17 protein-coding genes and 1 pseudogene are annotated in these 25,076 nt (G+C 60.3%); 11 read left to right on the top strand and 7 right to left on the bottom strand.

Annotated elements, in window-relative coordinates:
• Positions 1-431: 431 nt before the first annotated feature.
• Together EJA72_RS13320 and EJA72_RS13315 are read left to right on the top strand one after the other, a co-directional pair.
• A complete protein-coding gene (locus tag EJA72_RS13320; RefSeq protein WP_157711900.1) occupies positions 432-1,484 on the top strand; it encodes a YCF48-related protein in 1,053 nt (350 codons plus the stop codon).
• A 25-nt stretch (positions 1,485-1,509) separates the two neighbouring features.
• A complete protein-coding gene (locus EJA72_RS13315) occupies positions 1,510-3,885 on the top strand; it encodes an RND family transporter (protein ID WP_157711899.1) in 2,376 nt (791 codons plus the stop codon).
• A gap of 229 nt (positions 3,886-4,114) precedes the next feature.
• Here the strand turns inward: EJA72_RS13315 and EJA72_RS13310 are convergent, their stop codons facing one another.
• The 3 genes from EJA72_RS13310 to EJA72_RS13300 all read right to left on the bottom strand — a co-directional run bounded on the left by EJA72_RS13310 (position 4,115) and on the right by EJA72_RS13300 (position 11,756).
• Positions 4,115-8,803: a dermonecrotic toxin domain-containing protein gene (locus EJA72_RS13310; protein WP_157711898.1), complete on the bottom strand. Its 4,689-nt coding sequence runs from the start codon at positions 8,801-8,803 to the stop codon at positions 4,115-4,117.
• A gap of 243 nt (positions 8,804-9,046) precedes the next feature.
• Positions 9,047-9,766: a FadR/GntR family transcriptional regulator gene (locus tag EJA72_RS13305; RefSeq protein ID WP_157711897.1), complete on the bottom strand. Its 720-nt coding sequence runs from the start codon at positions 9,764-9,766 to the stop codon at positions 9,047-9,049.
• A 253-nt stretch (positions 9,767-10,019) separates the two neighbouring features.
• Positions 10,020-11,756: an IlvD/Edd family dehydratase gene (locus EJA72_RS13300; protein WP_157711896.1), complete on the bottom strand. Its 1,737-nt coding sequence runs from the start codon at positions 11,754-11,756 to the stop codon at positions 10,020-10,022.
• A gap of 193 nt (positions 11,757-11,949) precedes the next feature.
• Here EJA72_RS13300 and EJA72_RS13295 point away from each other — a divergent pair, with 193 nt between their 5' ends.
• The 9 genes from EJA72_RS13295 to EJA72_RS13260 all read left to right on the top strand — a co-directional run bounded on the left by EJA72_RS13295 (position 11,950) and on the right by EJA72_RS13260 (position 18,923).
• Positions 11,950-13,272, top strand: coding sequence for an MFS transporter (locus tag EJA72_RS13295; protein WP_157711895.1), 1,323 nt, complete (start codon positions 11,950-11,952; stop codon positions 13,270-13,272).
• 155 nt (positions 13,273-13,427) lie between these two features.
• Positions 13,428-14,420 (top strand): AraD1 family protein, encoded by a 993-nt coding sequence (araD1, locus tag EJA72_RS13290; RefSeq protein ID WP_157711894.1) that lies wholly within the window; start codon positions 13,428-13,430, stop codon positions 14,418-14,420.
• Between the two features lie 10 nt (positions 14,421-14,430).
• On the top strand, positions 14,431-16,011 hold the full coding sequence (locus EJA72_RS13285; protein ID WP_157711893.1) for an aldehyde dehydrogenase (NADP(+)): 1,581 nt from the start codon (positions 14,431-14,433) through the stop codon (positions 16,009-16,011).
• Between the two features lie 201 nt (positions 16,012-16,212).
• Positions 16,213-16,509, top strand: coding sequence for a DUF5629 family protein (locus EJA72_RS13280; RefSeq protein ID WP_157711892.1), 297 nt, complete (start codon positions 16,213-16,215; stop codon positions 16,507-16,509).
• Positions 16,502-17,671 (top strand): lactonase family protein, encoded by a 1,170-nt coding sequence (locus tag EJA72_RS13275; RefSeq protein ID WP_157711901.1) that lies wholly within the window; start codon positions 16,502-16,504, stop codon positions 17,669-17,671. Before EJA72_RS13280 ends, EJA72_RS13275 begins: the two co-directional genes overlap by 8 nt.
• 155 nt (positions 17,672-17,826) lie before the next feature.
• Entirely contained in the window at positions 17,827-18,006 is a 180-nt protein-coding gene (locus EJA72_RS13270) for a hypothetical protein (RefSeq protein ID WP_157711891.1), read from the top strand.
• Between the two features lie 209 nt (positions 18,007-18,215).
• The gene (locus EJA72_RS29275; protein WP_256679688.1) at positions 18,216-18,341 is read left to right on the top strand and encodes a hypothetical protein; all 126 of its coding nucleotides are present in this window, start codon (positions 18,216-18,218) and stop codon (positions 18,339-18,341) included.
• Between the two features lie 115 nt (positions 18,342-18,456).
• A complete protein-coding gene (locus EJA72_RS13265; protein WP_157711890.1) occupies positions 18,457-18,669 on the top strand; it encodes a hypothetical protein in 213 nt (70 codons plus the stop codon).
• Positions 18,666-18,923, top strand: a complete 258-nt coding sequence (locus tag EJA72_RS13260; protein WP_157711889.1) for a hypothetical protein — start codon at positions 18,666-18,668, stop codon at positions 18,921-18,923. Before EJA72_RS13265 ends, EJA72_RS13260 begins: the two co-directional genes overlap by 4 nt.
• A gap of 166 nt (positions 18,924-19,089) precedes the next feature.
• On the opposite strand, the gene EJA72_RS13255 is transcribed toward EJA72_RS13260, so the two are convergent.
• The 4 genes and pseudogenes from EJA72_RS13255 to EJA72_RS13240 form a co-directional block, all read right to left on the bottom strand.
• A complete protein-coding gene (locus EJA72_RS13255) occupies positions 19,090-19,686 on the bottom strand; it encodes a glutathione S-transferase (protein ID WP_157711888.1) in 597 nt (198 codons plus the stop codon).
• A complete protein-coding gene (locus tag EJA72_RS13250) occupies positions 19,683-23,324 on the bottom strand; it encodes an SbcC/MukB-like Walker B domain-containing protein (RefSeq protein ID WP_157711887.1) in 3,642 nt (1,213 codons plus the stop codon). The genes EJA72_RS13255 and EJA72_RS13250 overlap by 4 nt, the downstream gene beginning before the upstream one ends.
• Positions 23,321-24,565 (bottom strand): exonuclease SbcCD subunit D C-terminal domain-containing protein, encoded by a 1,245-nt coding sequence (locus EJA72_RS13245; protein WP_157711886.1) that lies wholly within the window; start codon positions 24,563-24,565, stop codon positions 23,321-23,323. The genes EJA72_RS13250 and EJA72_RS13245 overlap by 4 nt, the downstream gene beginning before the upstream one ends.
• Before the next feature lie 217 nt (positions 24,566-24,782).
• A pseudogene (locus EJA72_RS13240) lies at positions 24,783-25,076 on the bottom strand (protein BatD); the annotation flags it as partial.

Raw genomic sequence — 25,076 nt, 5'->3', positions numbered from 1 at the left:
GGCGGGCCCACGGAGCAGGACCGGAGCGAGGGCATGCCGAGCCTAGGCGAGGCACCGAACGAAAGGGGCAAGAGCGCTTGGTTACTTGGCGCTTTTCCAAGTGACTCGCCGTAAGGGCGAAACCAATGGCCGCCGTTACGGTAAAACGGATATGTACCCCAAACCCAAACCCAAACCCAAACCCAAGAGCCACGAAATCACCCCACCTGATACCCAATCATTCACCCCAACCCCATTCCCCCTCAGGTTAACAAAACATAACGTGGCGTCGATTGTCAGACCTTTCCAAACCCCGATAGGATAAGCCAGCTTCCGAAGGGGGCTCTAGATTGCGCATTTCAGGACTATGCTCCAAAAGCCAATCACAACGAGCACCCCTTACGGCGCCCTGATGGGTTTAACGACCTAACAATAATAATGGGGGAAGGTCTATGAGTGAGCCTGTCATGGGTGTGGGTATCTGCCGCCCGCCGGCACTGCGCAAGTTCGCGATGCTGGCTACAGCGCTTTCGCTATTGGGCTGTGCCGTGTTGTCGGCACCTGCGCTGGCCGCTGCCGCGCCGGCAACCGACGTGGTCTATGCCGTTGAATCCGCCAAGGCCAGTAAAAGCCTGATGCTCGATGTCGTGCACGCCGGCAATCGCCTGGTGGCAGTCGGGGATCGCGGGCACATTCTGTATTCCGATGATCAGGGCAAGACCTGGACCCAGGCCAAGGTGCCGTCCCGGCAGCTGCTGACCTCCGTCTATTTTGTCGATGACAAACACGGTTGGGCCGTAGGCCATGACGCGCAGATCCTCGCCAGCGAAGACGGCGGCGTCACCTGGACCAAACAATTCGAAGACCTGAAACGCGAATCGCCGCTGCTGGACGTCTGGTTCAAGGACGTCAACAGCGGCTTTGCCGTGGGCGCCTATGGCTCGTTGATGGAAACCACCGACGGCGGCAAACACTGGGAAGACGCCAGCGATCGCCTGGATAACGAAGACCAGTACCACCTCAACGGCATCGCCGCCGTCAAGGATGCCGGGCTGTTCATCGTCGGCGAACAGGGCAGCATGTTCCGCTCGGCCGACTGGGGCCAGACCTGGGAAAAGCTTGAAGGTCCATACGAAGGCTCGCTGTTCGGCGTGATCGGCACCGCACAATCCAACACGCTGCTGGCCTACGGTCTGCGTGGCAACCTGTTCCGCTCCACTGATTTCGGCACCACCTGGGAGCCGGTCGAGTTGAAGGCGACCCGTGGTGCGCTGGAGTTCGGGCTGTCCGGCGCAACGTTGCTCGACGACGGCTCCATCGTGATCGTCGGCAACGGTGGCTCGGTCATCCGCAGCAGCGACAACGGCGAAACCTTCAGTGTGTTCAACCGCCCGGACCGTATTTCCGTTTCGGCGGTGACTGCGGCGGGTAACGGCAATTTGATTCTGGCAGGACAGGGCGGCGTTCGCGCTACTTCGCCAACCGGCTCAGAGCTGGGCAAATAATAAGAAGGGCGGAGCTATGACATCCATGACAAGTCATCATCAGGACAAGGCGACGTTTCTCGAGCGCCTGATTTTCAATAACCGCCCGGCAGTGATCACGATCTGCCTGCTGGTCAGTATTTTCCTGTTCTGGCAGGCCACGCTGATCCGGCCGTCCACCAGTTTCGAAAAAATGATCCCGCTCGAGCATCCGTTCATCCAAAAGATGATGGAGCACCGCAACGATCTGGCGAACCTGGGCAACACCGTGCGTATTTCGGTGGAAGCCACCGACGGCGATATCTTCTCCAAGGAATACATGGAGACCCTGCGTCAGATCAACGACGAGGTGTTCTACATTTCCGGCGTCGACCGTTCCGGCCTCAAGTCGTTGTGGAGCCCGAGCGTGCGCTGGACCGAGGTGACGGAAGAAGGCTTCGCCGGCGGTGAAGTGATTCCCCAGAGCTACAACGGCTCCCAGCAGAGCCTCGACCTGCTGCGCAACAACGTGCTCAAGTCCGGGCAGGTCGGGCGCCTGGTGTCCAACGACTTCAAGTCGAGCATCGTCGATATCCCGCTGCTGGAGTCCTACCCGGACCCGCAGGATCAGGGCAAGTTGCTGGCCCTGGACTACCGCAAGTTCTCCCACGAACTCGAAGAGAAGATCCGCGACAAGTTTGAAAAACAGAACCCCAATGTCCAGATCCACATCGTCGGTTTCGCCAAGAAAGTCGGCGACCTGATCGATGGCCTGGTCATGGTGGTGATGTTCTTCGGCGTCGCCTTCATCATCACCTTGATCCTGCTCTACTGGTTCACCAACTGCATGCGCAGCACCGTGGCGGTACTCAGTACCACGCTGGTGGCGGTGGTCTGGCAGCTGGGGCTGATGCACTTCTTTGGCTTCGGGCTTGATCCGTATTCGATGCTGGTGCCGTTCCTGATCTTCGCCATCGGTATTTCCCACGGCGTGCAGAAGATCAACGGGATTGCCTTGCAATCCAGCGAGGCCGACAACGCACTGACTGCCGCGCGGCGGACCTTCCGTCAACTGTTTCTGCCGGGGATGATCGCGATCCTCGCGGATGCGGTGGGCTTCATCACGCTGCTGATCATCGATATCGGCGTGATTCGTGAACTGGCAATCGGCGCATCCATCGGCGTGGCCGTGATTGTGTTCACCAACCTGATCCTGTTGCCGGTCGCGATTTCCTACGTCGGCATCAGTAAACGCGCTGTCGATCGCAGCAAGAAAGACGCGCACCGCGAGCACCCTTTCTGGCGCCTGCTGTCCAATTTTGCCAGCCCGAAAGTTGCACCGGTGTCCATTGTCCTGGCCCTGTTGGCATTCGGCGGCGGCCTCTGGTACAGCCAGAACCTGAAGATTGGCGACCTCGATCAAGGGGCACCGGAGCTGCGCCCGGATTCGCGCTACAACAAGGACAACAACTTCATCATCAGCAACTACTCCACCAGTTCCGATGTGTTGGTGGTGATGGTCAAGACCAAGGCGGAAGGTTGCTCGCGCTACGAAGCCATGGCGCCGATCGATGAGCTGATGTGGAAGATGCAGAACACCGAGGGCGTGCAGTCCGCGGTCTCGCTGGTGACCGTGTCCAAGCAGATGATCAAGGGCATGAACGAGGGCAACCTGAAGTGGGAAACCCTGTCGCGTAACCCGGACGTGCTGAACAACTCCATCGCCCGTGCCGATGGTTTGTACAACAACAGCTGCTCCCTGGCCCCGGTGCTGGTATTCCTCAACGACCACAAGGCTGCAACGCTCGATCGTGCAGTTCACGCGGTGCAGGACTTCGCCAAAGAGAACAACAAGGAAGGGCTGGAATTCATCCTTGCGGCGGGTAACGCCGGGATCGAGGCGGCGACCAACGAAGTGATCAAGGAATCCGAGCTGACCATCCTGATCCTCGTCTACATCTGCGTTGCGACCATGTGCATGATCACCTTCCGTTCCTGGGCGGCGACCTTGTGCATCGTGTTGCCGCTGGTGCTGACCTCGGTCCTGGGCAACGCACTCATGGCGTTCATGGGCATCGGCGTAAAAGTCGCGACCCTGCCGGTGGTGGCGTTGGGCGTGGGGATCGGCGTGGACTACGGGATCTACATCTACAGCCGACTCGAAAGTTTCCTGCGTGCCGGCCTGCCGTTGCAGGAAGCCTATTACCAGACGCTGAAATCCACCGGTAAAGCGGTATTGTTCACCGGGTTGTGCCTGGCCATCGGCGTGTGCACCTGGATCTTCTCGGCCATCAAGTTCCAGGCTGACATGGGGCTGATGCTGACTTTCATGCTGCTCTGGAACATGTTCGGCGCACTGTGGCTGTTGCCGGCACTGGCGCGATTCCTGATCAAGCCGGAGAAACTGGCGGGGCAGAAGGGCAACTCGTTGTTCGCCCACTAAGTCTCAGGCAACACCAAAAAGCCGCAACCAGGGTTGCGGCTTTTTTATGCCCGATCACCGCACACCCTGTAGGAGCGAGCTCGCTCGCGATGGACTCGAGAGCGACGCGTGAACCCAGATGCCCGCGTTATCGTTGACGTCCATCGTCGGAACGCCGCCCGGAGACAAGCTCGCTCCTACAGGGTATGCGGCAGGCATAAACCTTTTAGAGTCAGGCGCGATTAAAACCTCAGCGAGGTTGCAGCGGCAGAAAATCACTCATAGCCAGTTCCCTGCTGATGATTCCATGATGGATATCGATTTTTTGCTTCGGGTCCTTGGCCTTGGCCATGGCCGACTCATAGGATTCGTAGCGTTGCTCCCTGGTTTTGAGATGGGCCTGGGTATAGTCAGCCTTGGCATCCTCCGCGCTGGCGTAGTGAAAATGCCCATACCACCAGGGTTTTTGATTGTCGTTATTCAACAACACGTACTCTTGCATGTAGTCCTTGCGTCCGGTTTTCAGTTGAACCCGGTCGCCGATGATTCGCGCAAAAATGGCATTGCGCCGCAGCAGGTACTCCACACCTTCGCTAGTCGGCAGCCGCGCGAGGGTCATACGGGTGCGGAGCTCGGTGGCCTTGGTGTCGAGGATTGTGGATTTTTCACGGAGCCCGCTGATCAGCGAAAGATCTGGATCGCGGTTGGCCGGAGGGCTTTCGTGCTGTTCCAGGCCCTCGGCATACCCGATCAGTTTTTGTGCCTCTCGCTGCAATTGCTCTTCGATTTCCTTGGGTGAACTGGCCCGTTGCGCGTAACCCTCGACCTTCTGTACGTTTTTATCGACATCGGCCAGCGCCTTGCGCGCTTCACCTTTGATCTGTTGATAGGGGCGTGAAACCTTGGACGTTGCAGGTCTGGCATCGACTATTTCTACCCAGACATTGGGTTCGTGCTCGTGGAACGAAGCCAGCGGCCTTTCTTCGAATGGGTGGTTGATGTCGACAATGTCGCCTTCCTGGTGAGCGACCCGTTGGCGAAGATCGCCGATCAGGGTGCCCTTGGCGGTTTTGATCACCCGCTTGCGGCTGGACCATGACCAGGGGCGTTTCACCGGCGGCTTGGGGGCGGACGTCGACGGTTCATCAGGTTGCGGCAGCAGTTGAAGCGCTTCCGCCAAACGCTGCTCGGCATCAATACGCAGTTGGTCAATGAGCTCACGCAGACGATTGAAGGGATGTGCCTGCAGTTCGTCAGTACTGAAAATGCCGATCGCCTCGAGGCCGTCCTGTGCCTTGTTGTACTGATCGACCAGGTTCTCCAGAACGGCCATCCGGTCGCTGTCGGTGTAGGTGTGCTCCGTTTGCAGTTCGGCATGCGAGCGGGACAGGAGCAGCAGAGGGCTGAGCGTACGCTCGAGCACTCCCATGGTGCTGCTGCCGAGGGCCTTGAGACTGAGCAAGCGCAAGATACTCAGTTGGTAGCTCTTGACTCGCAGTGCCGTTATCTCATTTTCAGGCCTATTGCCGGTCAGTCGTTTCCAGTACTCGATGCCCAGGCGCGGGACCTGTTTGAGTTCCTGCAGGCGACGGTCTACCTGGTCCAGGAGCCTGATCATGGTTTCGTTGATGTCGGACGTTTTGCGCATGAACTCAAAGTAGCGATCCAGCACCACATCGCCCTCGCGGATTATCGCGTCATGTAAATGCCCGACGCCATTTTTCAAGTCCGAGTATTGCAGTTCGGCAGCTTCACGCTCCCAGTCAGCGATGACGATTCGTTTGCGCGCATTGTTGATCAGGTTTTCCGACAGGCTGCACAGTTGCAGAGGATCGGGATCGGACTTGGTCAATTCGCTCAACTCCCTGATCTCGGCCAGGAGCGTGGCGTAGCTTTCGGTCTGTTTATCCAGCTCGGCATCGAACCGTTGCCTATAGGTGGCGCGATCGAGCGCGTTGCTGGCAGGGTCGTTCTTTTTCAACTGCATCAGGTTCTCGGCGATGTCGACGCGCTTCTGCACCCGCGCTTGCTGGTCCACGAATTCCTGGCGGTTGAGCTCCAGCAAACTGATGCGTTGTTGCGTGATTTCACGCTGGGCGTTGATTCGAGAGTTGCGCCCGCCGCCCACCAGTTTCAAGCCCTGATCCAGCGTCCAGCGGCCCTCGCCGTTGGTCTTGAGCTTGATGCCGGGATGGTCCGGGTGTTCAGGGTGGATGAGAAATACCTCACCGAAGCCGGGCACGATACTCACGCGAAACAGCAGGCCGGCAATGCTGGCGTGCCAAAGATTTCCGATCCGGTACAAACCTTTGAAAGCGCCGGTGCTGATGGGCTCTGGCATCGGTGTTGGCCAAGGCACCCGAACCTCCCTCAGCGTATTGAACAACCGGGCCGATGCCGAATCCCGCGCGCTGGACAGGTTGAAATCGAGCAAGGTATTGCCGCTGCCCGGCGGCTCGGAGGGCAGGCCCGGCGTGTCCTGAGTGATGGTCGACTCTGTCGGCCAGGAAAATCCCTGGGGCGGTCGGCGCAAGGCGGCGAGGGCATCAGGGATTTCCTGTGTTGCGCTTTCGGACAGTGCCGGGGCGGCTTCTCCTCGCGCCACGTGCAATACCAGCAAGCCAATGTTCAACAGCACATCGATCCATGCCTGGTTGCGCGCCTTCGGGTCATCACTGTCCAGCGCTGGAAGGTCGTTGATCAAGCTGTGGGCGATCTGCAGCATCCAGCCCACGACCATGGCCGGGCCGCGTAATAGCGGCAAAATCAGGTTGTTGAACACCAGCCACCCACCCTCGAGGATGATCGCCCACCGACTCTCGGCATTGGAAACCGATTGGCGGTCCGCCAGGTCAATCAGTGCGCGTGCGTTGCTGGCGAACAGACTGGCCAGCAATCTTCCTTCGTCCATCGCGGTGAGCCAGTCACCGACCGCTTCGTCGCCTGCCAGAAGCGCCGGTTTTGGTTTTTCAGGCAGTGTGAATTCGTCACCAGCATGGAAGTGGAGAGTGTGGGGTTCGTTGAACCCGTTGTTGTCGTAAATCGGTCGTGCGCGATCCGGCAACCAGGTCAGCACGCTGGCTTGCAATGGCCCGGGTTGCCCAATGGCGCTCAGCAACGCCTGACGACTGGAATATTGCTGCAGGGGGTCTGAATACAGCGGTCGGCAGAGGATGTGCGGGCCTCCCGCGTTCAGGTCTTTGGGCTCGATGATAAACATGTTGCCGACCCCATCACACGCAGCCCCGGCCTTGCGCTGAAACGCCAATGGCCTGATGACGATCGACTGCTCCTCCACGACGCGCTCGGCGGCCAGTGGCTGGAACACTGCATCGACATAGCGATAGCCCAGGAAAGTGAAGCCGTGCTCTCCCTTGATTGAGTGTTCGAGGGCACGCAGAGGCAACTGTATGCTCAGTGCCAGGCCGAACAACCGCTGGCGTTCCCTGGCCTCGGGGTTGTCTCCAAGCAGCTGCGTCTCGATGTATTCGGGGTAATGTTTCCCGACATCGACGCGAGTGACCAAATCCAGTAAATAGGCCTCGGTGGTCCAACCCAGAATCAGCTGATTTTGGGTGTGGCGAATGGTCATTCGACCTCTGGGCTTACCCACGAGATTGCGGATTGCCAGATCGGTGAGTGACATTCGGACAGGTTCGAGGTAGCCGCTGCCCAGGTCGCCGACGGGCACATGAAAGGTCAATTCCAGATCATCGGACTTGTAGCCGGGCGACAGGGGGTGGTCCTTTAGCATTTGCTCATGCAGCGCATTGCTGGCGAACGTGCGAAGGTCTACAAGGCCATCGTGAAAAGAACGCCCTTGCGTCTGCTGTTTCACGCTGGCCATCGACAGCGTGTGTTGACGCCACGCCATGCGATCCGTGACACCTGCGCCTTGCAGCCACCCGGGAATCGTTGCCTGCAGGGGTTTAAGGTGCGTCGCATGGTTGTCACTGCCGATAAATCGCGCAGCCACATCGGTGATCGAATCAAAACGTTTTTCAAGATCCGTCAGGCTTTGGCGTGCAGGCAGTTTGAGCGATTCCAGGTCTTCCAGTTGCTGGTTCAGCAGCAGGGCTGCCTGGGTGTCGAAGAGGTTGCCGTCCGGTTGGAAACGTTTCCAGGTGATCGAGTCGGCCGTGAAGGTTTGCTGAAACCGCGCACCCCAGGCGTCACCGAAGCCTTGCAGGGACGGGAAAGACTCAATGTTGCCGGTGACGCTGCACAACAAATGAGTATCACCGCAAATCACCAGGAGATCAGGTGTCTGCAGCGTGATGGACACTTCGCCTCGGGTCAGCGTGGTTTGAAGGGTGCATGCTTCAATAGTGCCTTTCGCCCATGGTCGCTGGAGGCGTTCCCGGTTGTCGGGACGGCGGATCAGTTCCATGAGCACTTCTGCTGCTGACGCATTGCTTTCCGCCAGGCGCGTCGCGGTGGTCTTCAATACGCCGACGAGCAGATCACTCAACCATTGCCAGCGGCTGATGCCGGTGTCGTCTTTTTCGTTCCAGCAACTCGTCAATGACTCCTGAAAGCCGATGTAGAGAATGACGGGTAATTCACTGACGATCGCTGCGATGACGTGCATGTCGGGCAGTCGTGACGTCGCTGGGTCGACGGAGAGCTGTGCGGGAGCACGGTTAGTCAAAAAGCAGCTTCGACCGAATTGTTCACTGAAATCGGGAAGCACGCCGCTGGCCAGATAGTCCAGCACCATGTCCAGAAGCGGTGTCAGGCGCCAGGCACCGTCCGGGATCGGTTGGGCCACTTTGGTTCGCTCGGGGGCGAACGCCATTTCTGGGTACTTTTCCAGAATGCCGTCCTTGAGCATTCGGGACACTTCGGTACGTAGGGTTGGTCGGGCGTTGAATCGGGCGTGGACCGCGCGCGCAATGATGTCGGTGTCGCTTGTGGGCGGTGAAGCAGACGTGGGCATGATGCAATCCTTTGCATGAGTGGTGCCTCAACGTAAAACCAAAAGGAAGGGGATGTGCGGTAGCCGGGTACCGCACATTGAGCGGTGTGATCTGCCAGGGCTTCATCAAATCCCAGATTCGACACAACCCCTTGCAGGAGCGAGCTTGCTTGCGAAAAACGCACAGACGACGCGTTCATCCAGGCAGCCCGCGTTATCGTTGACGTCCATCGCGAGCGAGCTCGCTCCTACAGGGGGTATCAGTTATGCGGGGTCGGAACCGAGCACTACGTTCAACGCACTGCGCGCATCATCCAGTTGCACCAGCGTCGCATGCCGTGCGCCCAGCGCGTCGCGGTTCTCGATGGCGGTGAGAATCGCCTTGTGCCGTGGCAGCGCCAGTTCATGCAGGTTCGGTCGCTGGTTGGAATGCTTCAACGCTTCGGCGATCGCCACCGACAGCATGTTGCACAGGTTCGCCAACAAGTCGTTGTGGGTGGCATCGGCGATGCGGCTGTGGAAATCCAGGTCCGGTTGCAGCAGCGCTTCCGGAGTCGGCGCGGCCTCCATGCGTTGGTATGCCTCGCCGATGGAGGCGATGTCGGCATCGGTAGCAAATTGCGCGGCGAGGGCGGCCGCCGCCGGTTCGATGATGCTGCGTACGCTGGTCAGCAGATCGAAAAATTCGTTCTGCGGGCTGCTTTGCATCAGCCAGTGCAGCACGTCCGGGTCGAGCATGTGCCATTCCTTGCGCTGCTTGACCACCGTGCCCACCCGCGGCCGCGAATACACCAGGCCTTTGGCGACCAACACACGTGTAGCCTCGCGCAGCACCGGGCGGCTGACCGCGTACTCCTCGCACAGCAGGGCTTCGGCGGGCAGTTTGTCGTCGGGCTTGAAGCGCCCCGAGACGATCTGCATGCCCAGTTCCTGGACGATGCGCGAGTGCATGCTTTTGCGGTCGGAGGGTTTGCGGTAATCCATGGGGAACGGCGCGATCCTGTGGGATGGGGGTGCTGCGCATGATAACAGGCGCGGCGAGCATTCATCCGATCCGAACTCTGCGAATGCCCTGTGGCGAGGGAGCTTGCTCCCGCTGGGCCGCGAAGCGGCCCCAATATGGACGGTTGAATTATCTCAGGCAGACCGCTTCGGATGATTTTGCGGCTGCTTCGCAACCGAGCGGGAGCAAGCTCCCTCGCCACAGATTTTGTTGTGGTTGCAGACGTAACAGAGGTTAGTGAGAGTGGCGCGGCACTTCGGCGCCGCGGCAGCCGACCAGGAAGTCAAAATCGCAGCCCTGGTCCGCCTGCAGCACGTGGTCGATGTACAGCTGGCGATAGCCGCCCAGGATCATCTGCTGCGGCGGTTGCAGGTCGGCCATGCGAGCGGCCAGTTCGGCATCGGGAATGTCCAGGTGCAGACGCCCGTTGGCACAATCGAGCTCGATCCAGTCACCTTCCTTCACCGCCGCCAAAGGCCCGCCCGCAGCCGCTTCCGGCGCGACGTGCAACACAACCGTGCCATACGCGGTGCCGCTCATGCGCGCGTCCGATATGCGCACCATGTCCGTGATGCCTTGGGCCAGCAACTTGGCCGGCAGGCCCATGTTGCCGACTTCGGCCATGCCTGGATAACCCTTCGGCCCGCAGTTTTTCATCACCAGAATCGAGTTGGCGTCCACGTCCAGCTCCGGGTCGTTGATCCGTGCCTTGTACATGTCGAAGTTTTCGAACACCACCGCGCGCCCCCGGTGCTGCATCAGTTCAGCGGTGGCGGCGGACGGTTTGAGCACCGCACCGAGCGGCGCCAGGTTGCCGCGCAGCACGCAGATGCCACCATCAGCGCGGATCGGGTTGTCGAGGGTGCGGATCACCTCGTCCTGGCCGTAGATCGGCGCGTCCTTGGTGTTCTCGCCGAGGGTCTTGCCGTTGACGGTCAAGGCGTTCGGGTTCGGAATCAGGTTGGCTTCCCCGAGGCGGCGCAGCACGGCGGGCAAGCCACCGGCGTAGTAGAACTCTTCCATCAGGAAGCGGCCGGACGGTTGCAGGTCGACGATGGTCGGCATGCCGCGCCCGATACGGGTCCAGTCGTCCAGGTCCAGTTGCACGCCGATGCGGCCGGCAATGGCTTTCAAGTGAATTACCGCGTTGGTCGAACCACCGATGGCGGCGTTGACGCGGATGGCGTTTTCGAAGGCTTCCTTGGTCAGGATCTTCGACAGCTTCAGGTCTTCGCGAACCATCTCCACGGCGCGCATGCCGGACATGTGCGCCAACACATAACGGCGCGCATCAACGGCCGGAATGGCTGCGTTGTGGGGCAGGGAAGTGCCTAGTGCTTCAGCCATGCACGCCATGGTCGAGGCGGTGCCCATGGTGTTGCACGTGCCAGCCGAGCGGGACATCCCTCCCTCGGCCGCGAGGAAGTCGTCGATGGTGATGGTGCCGGCTTTAACCTGTTCGCTGAGCTGCCAGACCACGGTGCCCGAGCCAATATCCTGGCCCTTGTGCTTGCCGTTGAGCATCGGTCCGCCGGTGACGACGATGGCCGGCACGTCACAACTGGCTGCGCCCATCAGCAGCGCCGGGGTGGTTTTGTCGCAACCGGTCAGCAGCACCACGCCGTCAATCGGGTTACCGCGAATCGCCTCTTCGACGTCCATGCTGGTCAAGTTGCGGGTGAACATGGCGGTGGGGCGCAGGTTGGATTCGCCGTTGGAGAACACCGGGAATTCCACCGGGAAACCGCCTGCCTCGATCACGCCGCGCTTGACGTGGTCGGCGATCTGGCGGAAATGCGCGTTGCACGGGGTAAGTTCCGACCAGGTGTTGCAGATGCCGATGATCGGTTTGCCCTGGAACTGGTGGTCGGCGATGCCCTGATTCTTCATCCAGCTGCGGTACATGAAGCCGTTCTTGTCGGCAGTGCCAAACCATTGGGCGGAGCGCAGGGTGGGTTTCTTATCAGACATGATCGGTTCTCTTATTGTATGACTATATTGTTCGAGCTGAGGCGTAACATAAGCGCAAAATCGGCGCTTTGGAAGTGTTGTTGGGTAATTAGTAATACTATATAGTCGTTTTCAACGGAGGGATGGCCCTGGTTGCCTTCAGCGAGAGGCGTCCCCCGAGGTTCTATAACAACAACAATCGGAGACCGATCTCATGAGCCAGGAACTGCGGCTGATACGTCGCATCACGCTGAAACTGATTCCCTTCCTGATCCTGCTGTACCTGATCGCCTATGTGGATCGCTCCGCCGTAGGCTTCGCCAAGCTGCACATGGGCGCCGATATCGGCCTGGGCGACGCGGCTTACGGCCTGGGCGCCGGACTGTTCTTCATCGGTTACTTCCTGCTGGAAATCCCCAGCAACCTGATGCTCGACCGCTTCGGTGCGCGGCGCTGGTTTGCGCGGATCATGGTCACCTGGGGCGCCATCACCATCGGCATGGCTTTCGTCCAGGGGCCGAACAGCTTCTACGTGATGCGCTTCCTGCTCGGCGCCGCCGAAGCCGGGTTCTTCCCCGGCGTTCTGTACTACATCACCCAATGGTTCCCGGTTCGCCATCGCGGCAAGATTCTCGGGCTGTTCATCCTGTCCCAACCCATCGCGATGATGATCACCGGCCCGGTAGCCGGCGGCCTGCTCGGCATGGACGGCACCCTCGGCCTGCACGGCTGGCAGTGGCTGTTCATTGTCATCGGCACCCCGGCGATCCTGCTGACCTGGCCGGTCCTGCGTTACCTGCCGGACGGCCCGCAACAAGTGAAATGGATGGATCAGGCTGAAAAGGACTGGCTGACCGGCGAGTTGAAAAAGGACCTGGACGCCTATGGCCAAACCCGCCACGGCAACCCGTTGCACGCCCTGAAGGACAAGCGGGTGTTGCTGCTGGCGTTGTTCTATTTGCCGGTGACATTGAGCATTTATGGCCTGGGCCTGTGGTTGCCGACGCTGATCAAGCAGTTCGGCGGCACCGATCTGGTGACCGGGTTTGTGTCCGCGGTGCCATACCTCTTCGGGATCATCGGTTTGCTGATCATCCCGCGCAGTTCCGACCGCTTGAACGATCGCTACGGTCACCTGGCGGTGCTTTACGTGTTGGGTGCCATCGGCCTGTTCCTCAGCGCGTGGCTGTCGGTGCCGGTGCTGCAACTGGCGGCGCTGTGCCTGGTGGCGTTCGCGTTGTTTTCCTGCACGGCAGTGTTCTGGACCTTGCCGGGCCGGTTCTTTGCCGGCGCGAGTGCGGCGGCGGGGATCGCCTTGATCAACTCGGTGGGTAATCTCGGCGGCTACATCGGCCCGTTCGTGATCGGGGCGCTGAAGGAGTACACCGGCAATCTGGCGTCGGGGCTGTATTTCCTGTCCGGCGTGATGCTGGTTGGACTGGTGCTGACGGGTGTCGTTTATCGCCTGCTGGAACGCAAACATGTGCTGCCGGCTGACCAGTTCGCCGCCAGCGCCCGTGGCGCAACCCGCACCTGAGACATCACCCCCGATCAACTGTGGGAGCGAGCCTGCTCGCGATAGCGGAGTGTCAGCTTGCATAGATGTTGAAGGTTAGATCGCTATCGCGAGCAGGCTCACTCCTACAGGGGGAGGGGCTGCGTCGGATTTGAAATTTGTTTAGGAGAAACTCCATGCGTTTGGTTCAGTTTGAATTGAGTAACGGCGAACGCCGGGTGGGCGTGGTCGAGGGCGATCTGGTGCGAGAAGTACAGGACGCCCGCACCGTACGCGATCTCGCGCTGGCCGCCATCGAGGCCGGCGTCAATCTTGAGCAACAGGTACACGCCCTGGGCCTGGGCATCAACCATGACTACGCAGAGCTGCTGGCCACGCTGCGCATCCTGCCGCCGCTGGACCACCCGGACCCGGCGCACCTGCTGGTCAGCGGCACCGGTCTGACCCATCTGGGGAGCGCGTCAGCACGGGACAAAATGCATCAACAAGCCGGTGACGAATCGGCGATGACCGACACCATGCGTATCTTCAAGTGGGGCGTGGAGGGGGGCAAACCGGCGGCGGGGCAGGCCGGTGTGCAACCGGAATGGTTCTACAAGGGCGATGGCAGCATCGTCGTGCGCCCAGGCGCGCCGTTCCCGCTGCCACCCTTCGCCGAAGACGCCGGTGAAGAGCCCGAGCTTGGCGGCCTGTATGTCATCGGCCACGACGGCAAACCGTATCGCCTCGGTTTTGCAGTGGGCAACGAGTTCTCCGACCACGTCATGGAACGCAAGAATTACCTGTACCTGGCCCATTCCAAATTGCGCAGTTGCAGTTATGGTCCGGAACTTCGGGTCGGCGAATTGCCTCAACACCTGGCCGGCACCAGCCGCATTCTGCGTGATGGTGAAGTGCTGTGGCAGAACGAGTTTCTCAGCGGCGAGGCCAACATGTGCCACAGTCTGGAAAACCTCGAATATCACCATTTCAAATACAGCCAGTTCCTGCGCCCGGGCGACGTGCACATTCATTTCTTCGGCACTGCGACCCTGTCCTTTGCCGACGGAGTTCGTACCCGGCCAGGTGACGTGTTCGAAATCAGTCAGGCTGAGTTCGGCGCACCGTTGATCAACGGCATTGCGCCGGTGGAAGCCGCGTTCGAACCCGGCACCATCGGCACCCTTTAAGGAGGTTTGCATGACCCAGATACTCGGCCACAACTACATCGGCGGCCAACGCAGCGCGGCTGGCACCGTCACCCTCCAGAGCGTCGACGCCAGCACCGGCGAAGCGTTGCCTCACACTTTCTTCCAGGCCTCGTCTGAGGAAGTCGATGCCGCCGCCCAGGCCGCCGCGACGGCTTACCCGGCGTATCGCAGCCTGAGCGCTGAACGTCGCGCGCAGTTTCTCGATGCCATCGCCGATGAGCTGGACGCGTTGGGCGATGACTTCGTCGCCGTGGTCTGCCGCGAAACGGCGTTGCCAGCCGGGCGTATCCAGGGTGAGCGCGGTCGCACCAGCGGCCAGATGCGCCTGTTCGCCAAAGTGCTGCGCCGCGGTGATTTCTACGGAGCACGGATTGATCGGGCGCTGCCGGAACGCCAGCCGTTGCCACGTCCGGACCTGCGCCAATACCGCATTGGTCTTGGCCCGGTCGCAGTGTTTGGCGCCAGCAATTTTCCCTTGGCGTTTTCCACGGCGGGCGGCGACACCGCATCGGCCCTGGCCGCCGGTTGCCCGGTGGTGTTCAAGGCCCATGGCGGGCACATGGCAACGGCGGAGCAGGTCGCTGACGCGATCATCCGCGCAGCAGAAAAGACCGGCATGCCGGCCGGCGTGTTCAACATGATCTACGGCGGTGGGGTGGGCGAAGCGCTGGTCAAGCATCCGGCCATTCAGGCGGTCGGCTTCACCGGGTCGCTCAAGGGTGGCCGTGCGTTGTGCGACATGGCCGCGGCGCGCCCGCAACCGATTCCGGTGTTCGCCGAGATGTCGAGCATCAACCCTGTGATCGTTCTGCCCCAGGCGCTTGAGGCGCGGGCGCAAACGGTCGCCCGTGAGCTGACCGCGTCGGTGGTTCAAGGCTGCGGTCAGTTTTGTACCAATCCCGGTCTGGTCATCGGTATTCGTTCGCCGCAGTTCAGTGCGTTCGTGCAGCAAGTGGCTGCGCTCATCGGTGATCAGCCCGCGCAAACCATGCTCAACGCCGGCACTCTGGACAGTTATGGCAAAGGCTTGCACAAACTGCTCGCTCATCCCGGCATCGAACATCTGGCGGGGCATGCGCAGCAAGGCAATCAGGCTCAGCCGCAGTTGTTCAAGGCGGATGTCAGCTTGCTGATTGAGGGCGATGAAGTCTTGCAGGAAGAAGTCTTCGGCCCGACCACGGTGTTTGTCGAAGTGGCGGATCAGGCGCAACTGAGCGCGGCGTTGAATGGCCTGCATGGCCAACTCACGGCAACGATCATTGGCGAGCCGGCGGACTTCGAGCAGTTCGGTGAGCTGACGGCGTTACTCGAGCAGAAGGTGGGACGAATCCTGCTCAACGGTTACCCGACCGGTGTCGAAGTCTGCGACTCGATGGTTCATGGCGGACCGTATCCGGCGACGTCGGATGCACGCGGTACGTCGGTGGGCACCTTGGCGATTGACCGTTTCCTGCGGCCGGTTTGCTTCCAGAACTATCCCGACAGCTTGCTGCCGGATGCGTTGAAGAACGGCAATCCGTTGCGCATTCAGCGCCTGGTGGATGGCCAGCCGTCCCGCGATGCGCTCTAACGGCAACCCACATCCCCTGTAGGAGCCGAGCTTGCTCGCGAATGCGGCCTGACATTCAACATTAGTGTCGACTGGCACACCGCTATCGCGAGCAAGCTCGCTCCTACAGGGGATAGCGGTGATGCGGGAGTGTGTGATCGACAGTAGGCCCATCCCACATTGAGCTATCATTGCGTCTTTCCCTCCAAAGATTTGACTGCCATGACTGCCGCAACCGACACCCTGCTTTACACCCTCGAACACAGCGACATGGTTGAAATCGACGGCCTGCACGCCTTCGAATTTTCTCTCGACGAGTTCGATAACCTGCACATCGAATGCATGGACGGCCGGGCCGCAAAACACTGGGAATTCACCCCGGCGCAAATTGCCGCCGCGACGTTCGACGCCACACTGCAAAGCTGGGTAATCACCGGTGATTCCGGCGAGCACCGGCTGGTGTGCATGACCGCCTTCAGCGGTGGCGACGACGAGGAAGAAGCGAATGAGGATGCGTAATCTCTGGCCACTGTTGATGGCGGGCAGCATTGGCGCAATGGGCGCCCAGGCCGCCTTTGCCGACACCTATCAGCTGCTGGTCGGGTCTTACACCGCCGGCCAGAGCCAGGGCATTTATCGCCTGAACTTCGACAGCAGCACCGGACAGATCAGTGCCAAACCGTTGCAAGTGGTCAAAAGCGAAAATCCGTCGTGGCTGACCCTGTCCAAGGATCAGCGCCAGCTGTTTGTGGTCAACGAAAATGGCCCGGGGCAAACCGATCCGGTAGGGCGCGTCAGCAGTTTTGCGATCAACCCCAAAACCCATGCGCTGAGCCTGATCAGTCAGGTGCAGAGCCTGGGTAACGAACCGACGCACTCCAGCCTCAGCGGTGATGCCAGCCATTTGTTCGTCAGCAACTACTCGGTGTCTGAAGACCCGGGTGGGACCCTGGCGGTGTTGCCGGTCGGTGCCGACGGCAAGCTTAAAGCCGTGGTGCAGATGAGCAGTCATCCGTCCAGCCGGGTCAATCCCGAGCGGCAGATGTCGGGGCACGTGCATTCGACGATCTCGTCCCCCGATGGCAATTACGTGTTTTCCAACGATCTGGGGGCCGACAAGGTCTTTGTTTACCGTTTCAACCCCAAGGCCAACCCGCAACTGCCGTTGATTGCCGCCGATCCTGCGTTCGTTCAGCTGCCGCCGGGCAGCGGGCCGCGGCACTTGCTGTTCAGCGCTGATGGCAAGCACGCCTGGCTGACCATGGAAATGACCGCTCAGGTGGCCGTGTTCGACTATCAGGACGGAAAGCTTGAGCAAACGCAGATGGTCGACCTGGCGGCAGGTCAGCCAACGTCGGACAAGGCCGCTGCGGCCTTGCACGCTTCGGCGGACGGTAAATTCCTTTACGTCAGCAACCGCGGCACGGCCAATCAGCTGCTGGTGTTCGCCATTGACCCGGCGACCGGCCAGCTCAAGGAACTGCAGCGGCGTTCCGTCGAGGGTGACCACCCACGGGAGTTCAGCCTCGACCCAAGCGGCAAGTTCGTGCTGATTGCCAACCAGAAAAGTAACCAGATTGTCGTGATCGAGCGCGATGCCGATACCGGTCTTTTGGGCAATACCGTGCAAAAACTGCCGATGGACGCCCCGAGCGACCTCAAGTTTCTGCTGCGTCAATAAGCCGCAGGCCCCGGTTGATGGGGCCTGCGACCTTCTATTAATGACGCTGATATCTGCTAATGCTACAAAGGATTTCAGGCGCGGACCCTCGGGGGTTAAGTTTGCTTCACGGCCCCAACGGGCAAGCAAGCCAACTGAATCCGAGGAATACCGCCATGAACTTCAATCTCTTCTCTTTGATCGCAGCCTCCGCTATCTCCGCCACCGTTGCTCTGCCAGCCAGCGCCAACGTTGAAATCAACAGCAAAAAATCCCACTCCCAAAGCTACACCCAGAAATACCTGCAACAGAGCGCCAACTTCTACGCGGCGCTGGATCACAAAACCCAAGCTTGAAATGTTTGCCCTGCACCTTTTATGCAGGAGCGAAGTCACTTGCGTCGATCGGGCTGAAAAGCCTCGAGAAACCTGAGTGATGTCGCTCCTGCATAACGCGTTTACGACAGCATCACATTGCCATCAATGTAGTCCTTGATATCACCAGGCCATGCGTTTAGATTTGACGCTGATTTTTTGACTCCTTTTCCCTGACAAGGCTCGAAAGCATGGCGATGCGTCTGGCAGTGGTTCTTCTGTTTCTCTACTCAACGCCCATTATTTCGGCAGTTCAGCCCATTCCAGGCGAGCCCGATGCGGCGCATGAGCGCTTGATGAGTTTTATTGAAGACTGAGATAGACGGCTTTAATGATCAACGAAGCTGATGTTCAGTATGGATAACCCTGAGTGGTTATCAGCGCTTTTTTGATCGATTCTGTGGGCTCTGAAACATGCCCACGGAGAACACCATGGCCAGCGCAATTCTCACTTCTGCCAAACACGGCGCCTACCTGGTCATCGGTCTTTACGTGACCATGGTGTTGGTTGTCAGCCTTTCGGCGCAATCGCAGCAGTCCATTGAAGCGCCGATACAGGTCGCTTACCCCGCCATCCAGTTTGAACACCGCGCGCAAAACGTGACGCTTGATCATTCAGACAGTGCGGGAGTGATCGGGTCATGAATCGCTGCAAATTTTTGCTCATCGCCTTTCTGGCCTTCATCACCAATGGCTTTTCCTTGCTGGGGATCGGGCAAGGTTCGATAGGCGGCGTGGCGCGAGCCATTGAGGCCAACCACAACCTCGCCCGCAACATTGAAACCGACCAGGCCATGGCCTTGCTGGCGGGCAATCCCCCCATGAAACGCCAGGCCGACTTCTTCGGCCCGTTCCAGGTGGATTGCTCGGTGTTGCAGATGTGTGAAGTGTTTGCGTAAGAGCCAGCAACCAACAAAATACCTGTGGCGAGGGAGCTTGCTCCCGCTGGGTTGCGAAGCAGCCCCAATACCGACAACTTCAATTATTCAGGAAAGTCGTGTCGGCCGGTTTACGGTTGCTGCGCAACCGAGCGGGAGCAAGCTCCCTCGCCACAGGGGTGTGTGGCTATTTGCGCATCACGCCAATAAACAAATCGGAATCCAGAAACCGCTGCAACCAAGCCTGCAACCGCACATAGGGCGACTGCCCGAACCATTCGCGATCGACATGGGCGAACTGCCGTACGAACGGCATCAACGCCACGTCCGCCAGGCTCGGATGCTCTGCCAGCAAATACTCTCGACCTTCCAGCAATTCATCAAGCTTGCGCAAAAACACCTCACCCTCGGCTCGATACACCGTCATCGGCTGCTCGGGATAACGCTCGGCGTACTTGTAGCGATTCAGGTGCACCTTGAATATCTGGTCGTTCTCGTCGATCAGCGCCGTGATGTGCGCCTGTCCAGCCGGATCATCCTTGAGCAACCAGTCCTGCGGATCGTTCTGCGCCAGGGCCCAGCGCATGATGTCCAGGCTTTCATCAATGACCTGGCCGTCGGCATTGAGCACCGGCACGGTCCCTTTGCCAGACAGTGCAAGCATCTCGGGCGGTTTCGCCTTGAGGCTGACCTCGACAATGTCCACCGCCACCGCGCTGTAACGCAACGCCATGCGCGCCCGCATGGCATACGGGCAGCGGCGGAAAGAGTACAGCGTATTCATTTCACCTCCAGGGTACTCAGGCCGTTGCCTTGGCGGTGGACCTGGATCTGCACCGGAATCCGCTCGTGCATTTCCTGCACGTGGGAAATCACCGCAACTTTGCGTCCTTGAGCCTGCAAACCGTCCAGGGCGTCCATGGCCAGTTGCAGGGATTCCGGATCGAGGCTACCGAAGCCTTCGTCGATGAACAGCGATTCGATTTTCAGCGTGCTCGATGCCATCGATGCCAGCCCCAATGCCAAGGCCAGCGACACCAGGAACGTTTCGCCACCGGACAACGAATGCACCGAGCGCAGCTCATCGCCCATCTCGGTGTCCATCACCAACAGGCCGAGCATGCTGCCGCCACGCTTGAGCCGGTAGCGCCGCACCAGTTGCCGTAATTGCACGTTGGCGTGATGCACCAACAAATCGAGGTTGTAGGCCTGGGCGATCTTGCGGAACGTGTCGCCGGTGGCAGACCCGATCAATGCATTCAAGCGCGCCCAGCGCTGGTACTCGGCGTAGGCGTCAGCGATCTGCTGCGCCAGCGCCTGATTGGCGTTTTGCCGACGCTGATCCTCGGCCTGTTCGGCACGCAACTCGGCGCAGCGCTGTTCGCCGGCACTGAACTGGTTTTGCAGGTCCGTCAACGCCGCTGCCAATTGCTCGGCATCGAAGTTGCCGTTGTGCTGCGCCTGGTGATTGAGCAGGCGCTGATCGCGCTCCTGCAGCAGCACAGTGAATTGTTCGATGGCTTTTTCGCTTTGCTGCAACTGTTGACGCAGCTCGCGGACGTGCTGGTCGTCGACACTCAACAACGCTTCCAGACCGCCATCGTCCAGCTCCGGGTGCAAGGCGCGCCAGTGGGCGATCTTGCTGGCCAGCTCGCGATCCTCGGCTTCAAGCGCCAGAGAGCGTTCTTGCTGCGCTTTGAGTTCCGCGGCCAGTTGCACGAGGCCCGTGCGCACGGTTTGCAGTTCCTGATTGGCCGCCGCTTCGGCGTTGCGCGTCTGTTCGACGGCCTGATCCAGTTGCTGCTGCCATTGTTCGGCACTGGCGTGCGAGCCGAGTAACTCAGTCAGTGTTTGCTGGCAGGCCTGTTGCTGCTCGGTGAGGGCATTCAACTGCTGGAGCGCGGCGTCCAGTTGCTGAGCACGGGTTTGCTGGCGATCCTGTTCTTTCTCCAGCGTTTGCTGGCGCTGTTGCTGCTCGCCGAGTTCGTCGCGCTGCTGCTCAAGTTGCTCCAGACGCTGGGCGATCTGCCGGTCGAGCTGCATGAACGTCGCGGCCGGTTCGTCTCGCAAGGCTTGCAGGGTGTCGGCCGGAAGCAGGGTGCTGAACGCCGTCAACTCTTCGTCCAGACGCTGGCGATCACTGGCCAGCTCACGCTGCTGATTGGTCAGATGCTGGGCGGCTTGCTGGTTCGCCGTCTCGGCATTGCGCAGTTGCTGCTGCAGGCGCGCGGCGTCCTGTTGCAGGGTGAGCAGGGCGGTTTGCCGTTGTTCGTCCTGAGTGATGCTTTGGTTCAACTGGCTGTTTTGCTGCGCCAGCCAGGCATCACGTTTGCCGGCATCCTGGGTCAACAATTGCGCGGACAATGGATGCGCTTCGAGGCTGGGTGCCAGGCCTTGTTGTTGGGTGGCGAGATGTTCCTGTTGCTGGAGCAGCTCTTTTTGCTGGGCGATCAAGCCGCCGACTTCACCGCGCAAATCGGTGAGCTTTTCTTTCAGCAGGTCGACGGCCTGCTGCGCATTGGCCTGTTCGCTTTCATCATGGCGTCCGAGACTTTGCAACAGCGCTTCGGGCTGATGATAGGGATGGTCAGGGCTGCCACACACCGGGCACGGCTGATCGTCTTGCAACTGCCCGCGCAGTTCTTCGACGCTGGCGCTGCGGGCCAGGCGCTGGCGTTCAAGCAATTCCCGCGTGACGGTCAGGGTCTGTTCGGCGACCACCAATTCGTTCTTGGTCTTGACGCCATCCTGGGTCAGGCGCTCACGGTCCTGCTGCACCGCGAGCTGGCGCTGTTGCAACTCGGCACCGCGCTTGTCCAGTTCCTGCTGGCTGGCCCACAGGCGTGTCAGTTCTTCGAAGGCGCGCAGTTGTTTGCGGTTGTCCTGTAACAGGGTGCCGAGCAACTGAATCTGCTCAGCCACCGCTTCCGGTTCGGCGCCGGCCTCCTTGTACAGCACTTCCAGGTGCTGCTTTTGCGCGGTCAGTTCTTGCGCCGCACGGGAGGCATTTTGCTCAAGGGAGGCCAGTTCAGCCTGGCCTTTGTTCAACCGATTGCCTATCAGCATCAGCTGTTGCAAACGATCGCGGTAGGCATTCCATGCATCGCTCAGCGGCGCCAGCGGGGTGCTTTGTTCCAGCTCCCCGGCAATGCGCTGCAAGCGGTCGGCGACTTGTTTCTGCTGGTCGAGCAGCCCTTGAATCGTGCTTTGGCCCTGGGTGCAGGCCAGTTCCGCCTGTTGCTTGAGATCAGCGCTGAGGCTCGCATCCTTGACCAGGCGGGCGAGGGTGCTTTGCGCTTCGAAGGCCTGACGCAGCAGCGGTGCGCTGGTCGTGTGTTGGCGTTGCGCTTCGATCAGGGCGGTGTGTGCGGTGCTCAAGCTGCTTTCGAGCTGCGCCTGACGCTCGTTCAGCTCAGTTTGCCGCTGCGTGTGTTGTTGAATCTGCACCGCCAGCGGTGTGAGCTGAGCCGTGAGTTCAGCCTGGCGCGCAAACTGGTGCCGTTGCGGGGCGAGCTGTTCCAGACGCGTCAGTTTCAGGCGTTCGCCGGTCAGGCTTTCCCAGTGCTGACGGGCGCTGGTCAACTGCTCGGTGGCGCTCAGTTGTTCGTCCTGCAACTGACGCAGGTCCTTGAGCCAGGTGTGTTGCAACTCAAGCTGCTTGAGCTGCGCCTGCTGCGTCTTCAGCTGTTGCTGCGCCTCGTTGAAGCGCGCGTCGAGTTCGGCGCGGGCCTCGGGCGATAACGGCGTCACGCCTGTCGCCTGATCCTGCAACAGCTTGTGCGCTTCACGGGCGTCCTTGGTCTTGTCGAAAGCGCGGCGCCCGAGGCGGGTATAGAGCGCGGTGTCGGTAAGTTTTTCCAGCAGTTCGCTACGTTCGTTGTCGTTGGCCTTGAGGAAGGCACTGAATTCACTCTGGGCGAGCAGCACCGCGCGGGTGAATTGCTCGAAGTTCAGGCCCAGCACGGATTCGAGTTGGGTTTTGAAGTCGACTTTCTGGCTGGCCAGTAGTTGATCCAGATCGATGTCACGCAAGCTCTGACGGCTGGCTTGCAGCTTTCCACCCGCTTTCTCCCGGGCACGATTGGCTTCCCAGCGTGCACGGTAGCGGCGGCCATCGATGCCGACGAAATCGACTTCGGCATAGCCTTCACCCGTGCCGCGACGCAGCAACGTGCGGGGGTCGCCCGTGCTGATCTCGCCGTCGGCGTCCGGCGCCTTGGCCGACACTTGTGCATTGCTCAGGCGCGGCACGGCGCCAAACAATGCCAGGCACAACGCATCGAGCAAGGTGCTTTTGCCGGCGCCGGTGGGGCCGGTGATGGCGAACAAACCGGCACTGGCCAAGGGTTCGGCGGTGAAGTCGATTTCAAAAGGTCCGGCCAGCGAGGCCAGGTTTTTCAGGCGAATCGCGAGGATTTTCATGGTTGCTCGCTCTCCATCTGCACGTCCTGCAGCAGCTCGGCAAAGTCCTTGAGGGTTTGCTCATCGACCTCGCTGCCGTAGTTGTCCTGCCAGGCGCGGCTGAACAATTCCTGGGGCGTCAGCTGATCGAGCTCGATCAGCGTGGCGCCGTCATCGACCCCGTCGCGCCCGCCGTTACCGGCGTACTCGGCGGCGATGCGCACCAGTCGCACGGCCTTGCCTTGCAGGGCGGTTTCTATCTGGTTGCGCAGATCCGGTTGCGGCTCATCAAGGCGCACCCGGACTTCCAGCCAGGGTTGGCGCTGAAGGTCGGCCAGCAAATCGATGTTCGGCAGGTCGGCCAGTTGCAGCAGGATGTCCGCCAGTGGCGCCGGACCAACGCGTTGCAGGTTCACGGCGCGGGGAATCAGTTTCGGCTCGACGCTGACCAGGGTTTCGCCCTTGAGCGTGATGTCTAGAATCTGATGCTTGTAGCCAATTTCGGAAAACGACAACGGAATCGGCGAGCCGCAGTAGCGAATGCGTTCTTCACCGTTGACCTTCTGCGGCTTGTGCAAATGACCCAGGGCGACGTAGCTGATGCTCGGCCCGAACAGGCTGGCGGGCAGGGCCTCGGCGTTGCCGATGATCAGGCTGCGTTCGGAGTCTTCCGACACTGAGCCGCCGGCCATGTGCGCGTGGCTGATGGCAATCAGCGCCTGGCCCGGCTTGCGCTTGGCGTTCGCCGCTTCGATCAGCCATTCGTGAACCTGGCCGATGCCACGCAAATAATTGTCGCCCAGGTGCGCGCCAGTGACTTCGGCGGGACGCAGGAACGGCAGTGCCAGGCACCAGGCGACGGTCTTGCCCTTGGCATCCGGCAATGGCAGCAGCAGGCGCTCGGCATCCAGTTGACCGTCATCCTGCCACAGCACACGACCCAGGGCATGGGTGCGCAAACGGCGCATCAGCGGCGCGGGCAATTCGATGCGCGAGCCGGAATCGTGGTTGCCGGCAATCATCACGATGGTCAGCTTCGGCTGTTGTTCGTGTGCGCTGACGATGAAATCGTAGAGACGTTCCTGGGCTTTGACCGGCGGGTTGACCGTGTCGAAGATATCGCCGGCGATCAACAGCACATCAGGCTGGTCCAGCTTCAGCTGGCGCAACAGCCACTCAAGAAAACAACCGTGCTCGAAATCGCGGTCCTGGCCATGCAGGTTCTGCCCAAGGTGCCAGTCGGAGGTGTGAAACAGACGCAAGGCGAGCTCCGTAGGAAATAAGGTAATGGCCGCGTGGGAAATGAATGCGGCTAAAGGGGAGAGAGTTTACTGGCAAACAGGGGAATGCCGTAAACCTGTAGGAGCGAGCTCGCTCGCGAAGGACGTTAACGATAACGCGCCCACTCTGAATAAACTCGGTGCCTGGGTGTTTTTCGCGAGCGAGCTCGCTCCTACAGAGGTTGCGATTCTTTTGATCTTATTTGGGATACAGAGGCGGGAGGCCACTGTCACCCACCGGATCCTGAACCCGCTCCGCAATCGGGATCGACTTGATCGCCCGCCACAGCTCCTCACCTTGCCAATGCTGGCCGGTTTCGCTGTAGAGCGCGCCGTTCAGGCCGTCGAGGGCGTCGGACAGCGGCACGAAGCGGGCGGCCATGTCGGCCAGGGTTTCGGGTTGTTGACGAGCCCAGGCGTCGAGGGCCTGGCGGGTGGCGTGGGAGTCGTTGGCCTGGCAGGCGCGCTTGAGGTCGTCGAGCACGGTGCGCGG

The organism is Pseudomonas sp. PB120, assembly GCF_009761815.1.
Classification (GTDB): Bacteria; Pseudomonadota; Gammaproteobacteria; order Pseudomonadales; family Pseudomonadaceae; genus Aquipseudomonas.
The sequence above is the reverse complement of the archived record's forward strand: the minus strand, read 5'-3'. Positions and strand labels throughout refer to the sequence as shown.

Bases quoted from the DNA above. Each gene is read 5' to 3' on its own strand.
- EJA72_RS13320 (WP_157711900.1), top strand. From the start codon at position 432: ATGAGTGAGCCTGTCATGGGTGTGGGTATCTGCCGCCCGCCGGCACTG.
- EJA72_RS13315 (WP_157711899.1), top strand. From the start codon at position 1,510: ATGACAAGTCATCATCAGGACAAGGCGACGTTTCTCGAGCGCCTGATT.
- EJA72_RS13310 (WP_157711898.1), bottom strand. From the start codon at position 8,803: ATGCCCACGTCTGCTTCACCGCCCACAAGCGACACCGACATCATTGCG.
- EJA72_RS13305 (WP_157711897.1), bottom strand. From the start codon at position 9,766: ATGGATTACCGCAAACCCTCCGACCGCAAAAGCATGCACTCGCGCATC.
- EJA72_RS13300 (WP_157711896.1), bottom strand. From the start codon at position 11,756: ATGTCTGATAAGAAACCCACCCTGCGCTCCGCCCAATGGTTTGGCACT.
- EJA72_RS13295 (WP_157711895.1), top strand. From the start codon at position 11,950: ATGAGCCAGGAACTGCGGCTGATACGTCGCATCACGCTGAAACTGATT.
- araD1 (WP_157711894.1), top strand. From the start codon at position 13,428: ATGCGTTTGGTTCAGTTTGAATTGAGTAACGGCGAACGCCGGGTGGGC.
- EJA72_RS13285 (WP_157711893.1), top strand. From the start codon at position 14,431: ATGACCCAGATACTCGGCCACAACTACATCGGCGGCCAACGCAGCGCG.
- EJA72_RS13280 (WP_157711892.1), top strand. From the start codon at position 16,213: ATGACTGCCGCAACCGACACCCTGCTTTACACCCTCGAACACAGCGAC.
- EJA72_RS13275 (WP_157711901.1), top strand. From the start codon at position 16,502: ATGCGTAATCTCTGGCCACTGTTGATGGCGGGCAGCATTGGCGCAATG.
- EJA72_RS13270 (WP_157711891.1), top strand. From the start codon at position 17,827: ATGAACTTCAATCTCTTCTCTTTGATCGCAGCCTCCGCTATCTCCGCC.
- EJA72_RS29275 (WP_256679688.1), top strand. From the start codon at position 18,216: ATGGCGATGCGTCTGGCAGTGGTTCTTCTGTTTCTCTACTCAACGCCC.
- EJA72_RS13265 (WP_157711890.1), top strand. From the start codon at position 18,457: ATGGCCAGCGCAATTCTCACTTCTGCCAAACACGGCGCCTACCTGGTC.
- EJA72_RS13260 (WP_157711889.1), top strand. From the start codon at position 18,666: ATGAATCGCTGCAAATTTTTGCTCATCGCCTTTCTGGCCTTCATCACC.
- EJA72_RS13255 (WP_157711888.1), bottom strand. From the start codon at position 19,686: ATGAATACGCTGTACTCTTTCCGCCGCTGCCCGTATGCCATGCGGGCG.
- EJA72_RS13250 (WP_157711887.1), bottom strand. From the start codon at position 23,324: ATGAAAATCCTCGCGATTCGCCTGAAAAACCTGGCCTCGCTGGCCGGA.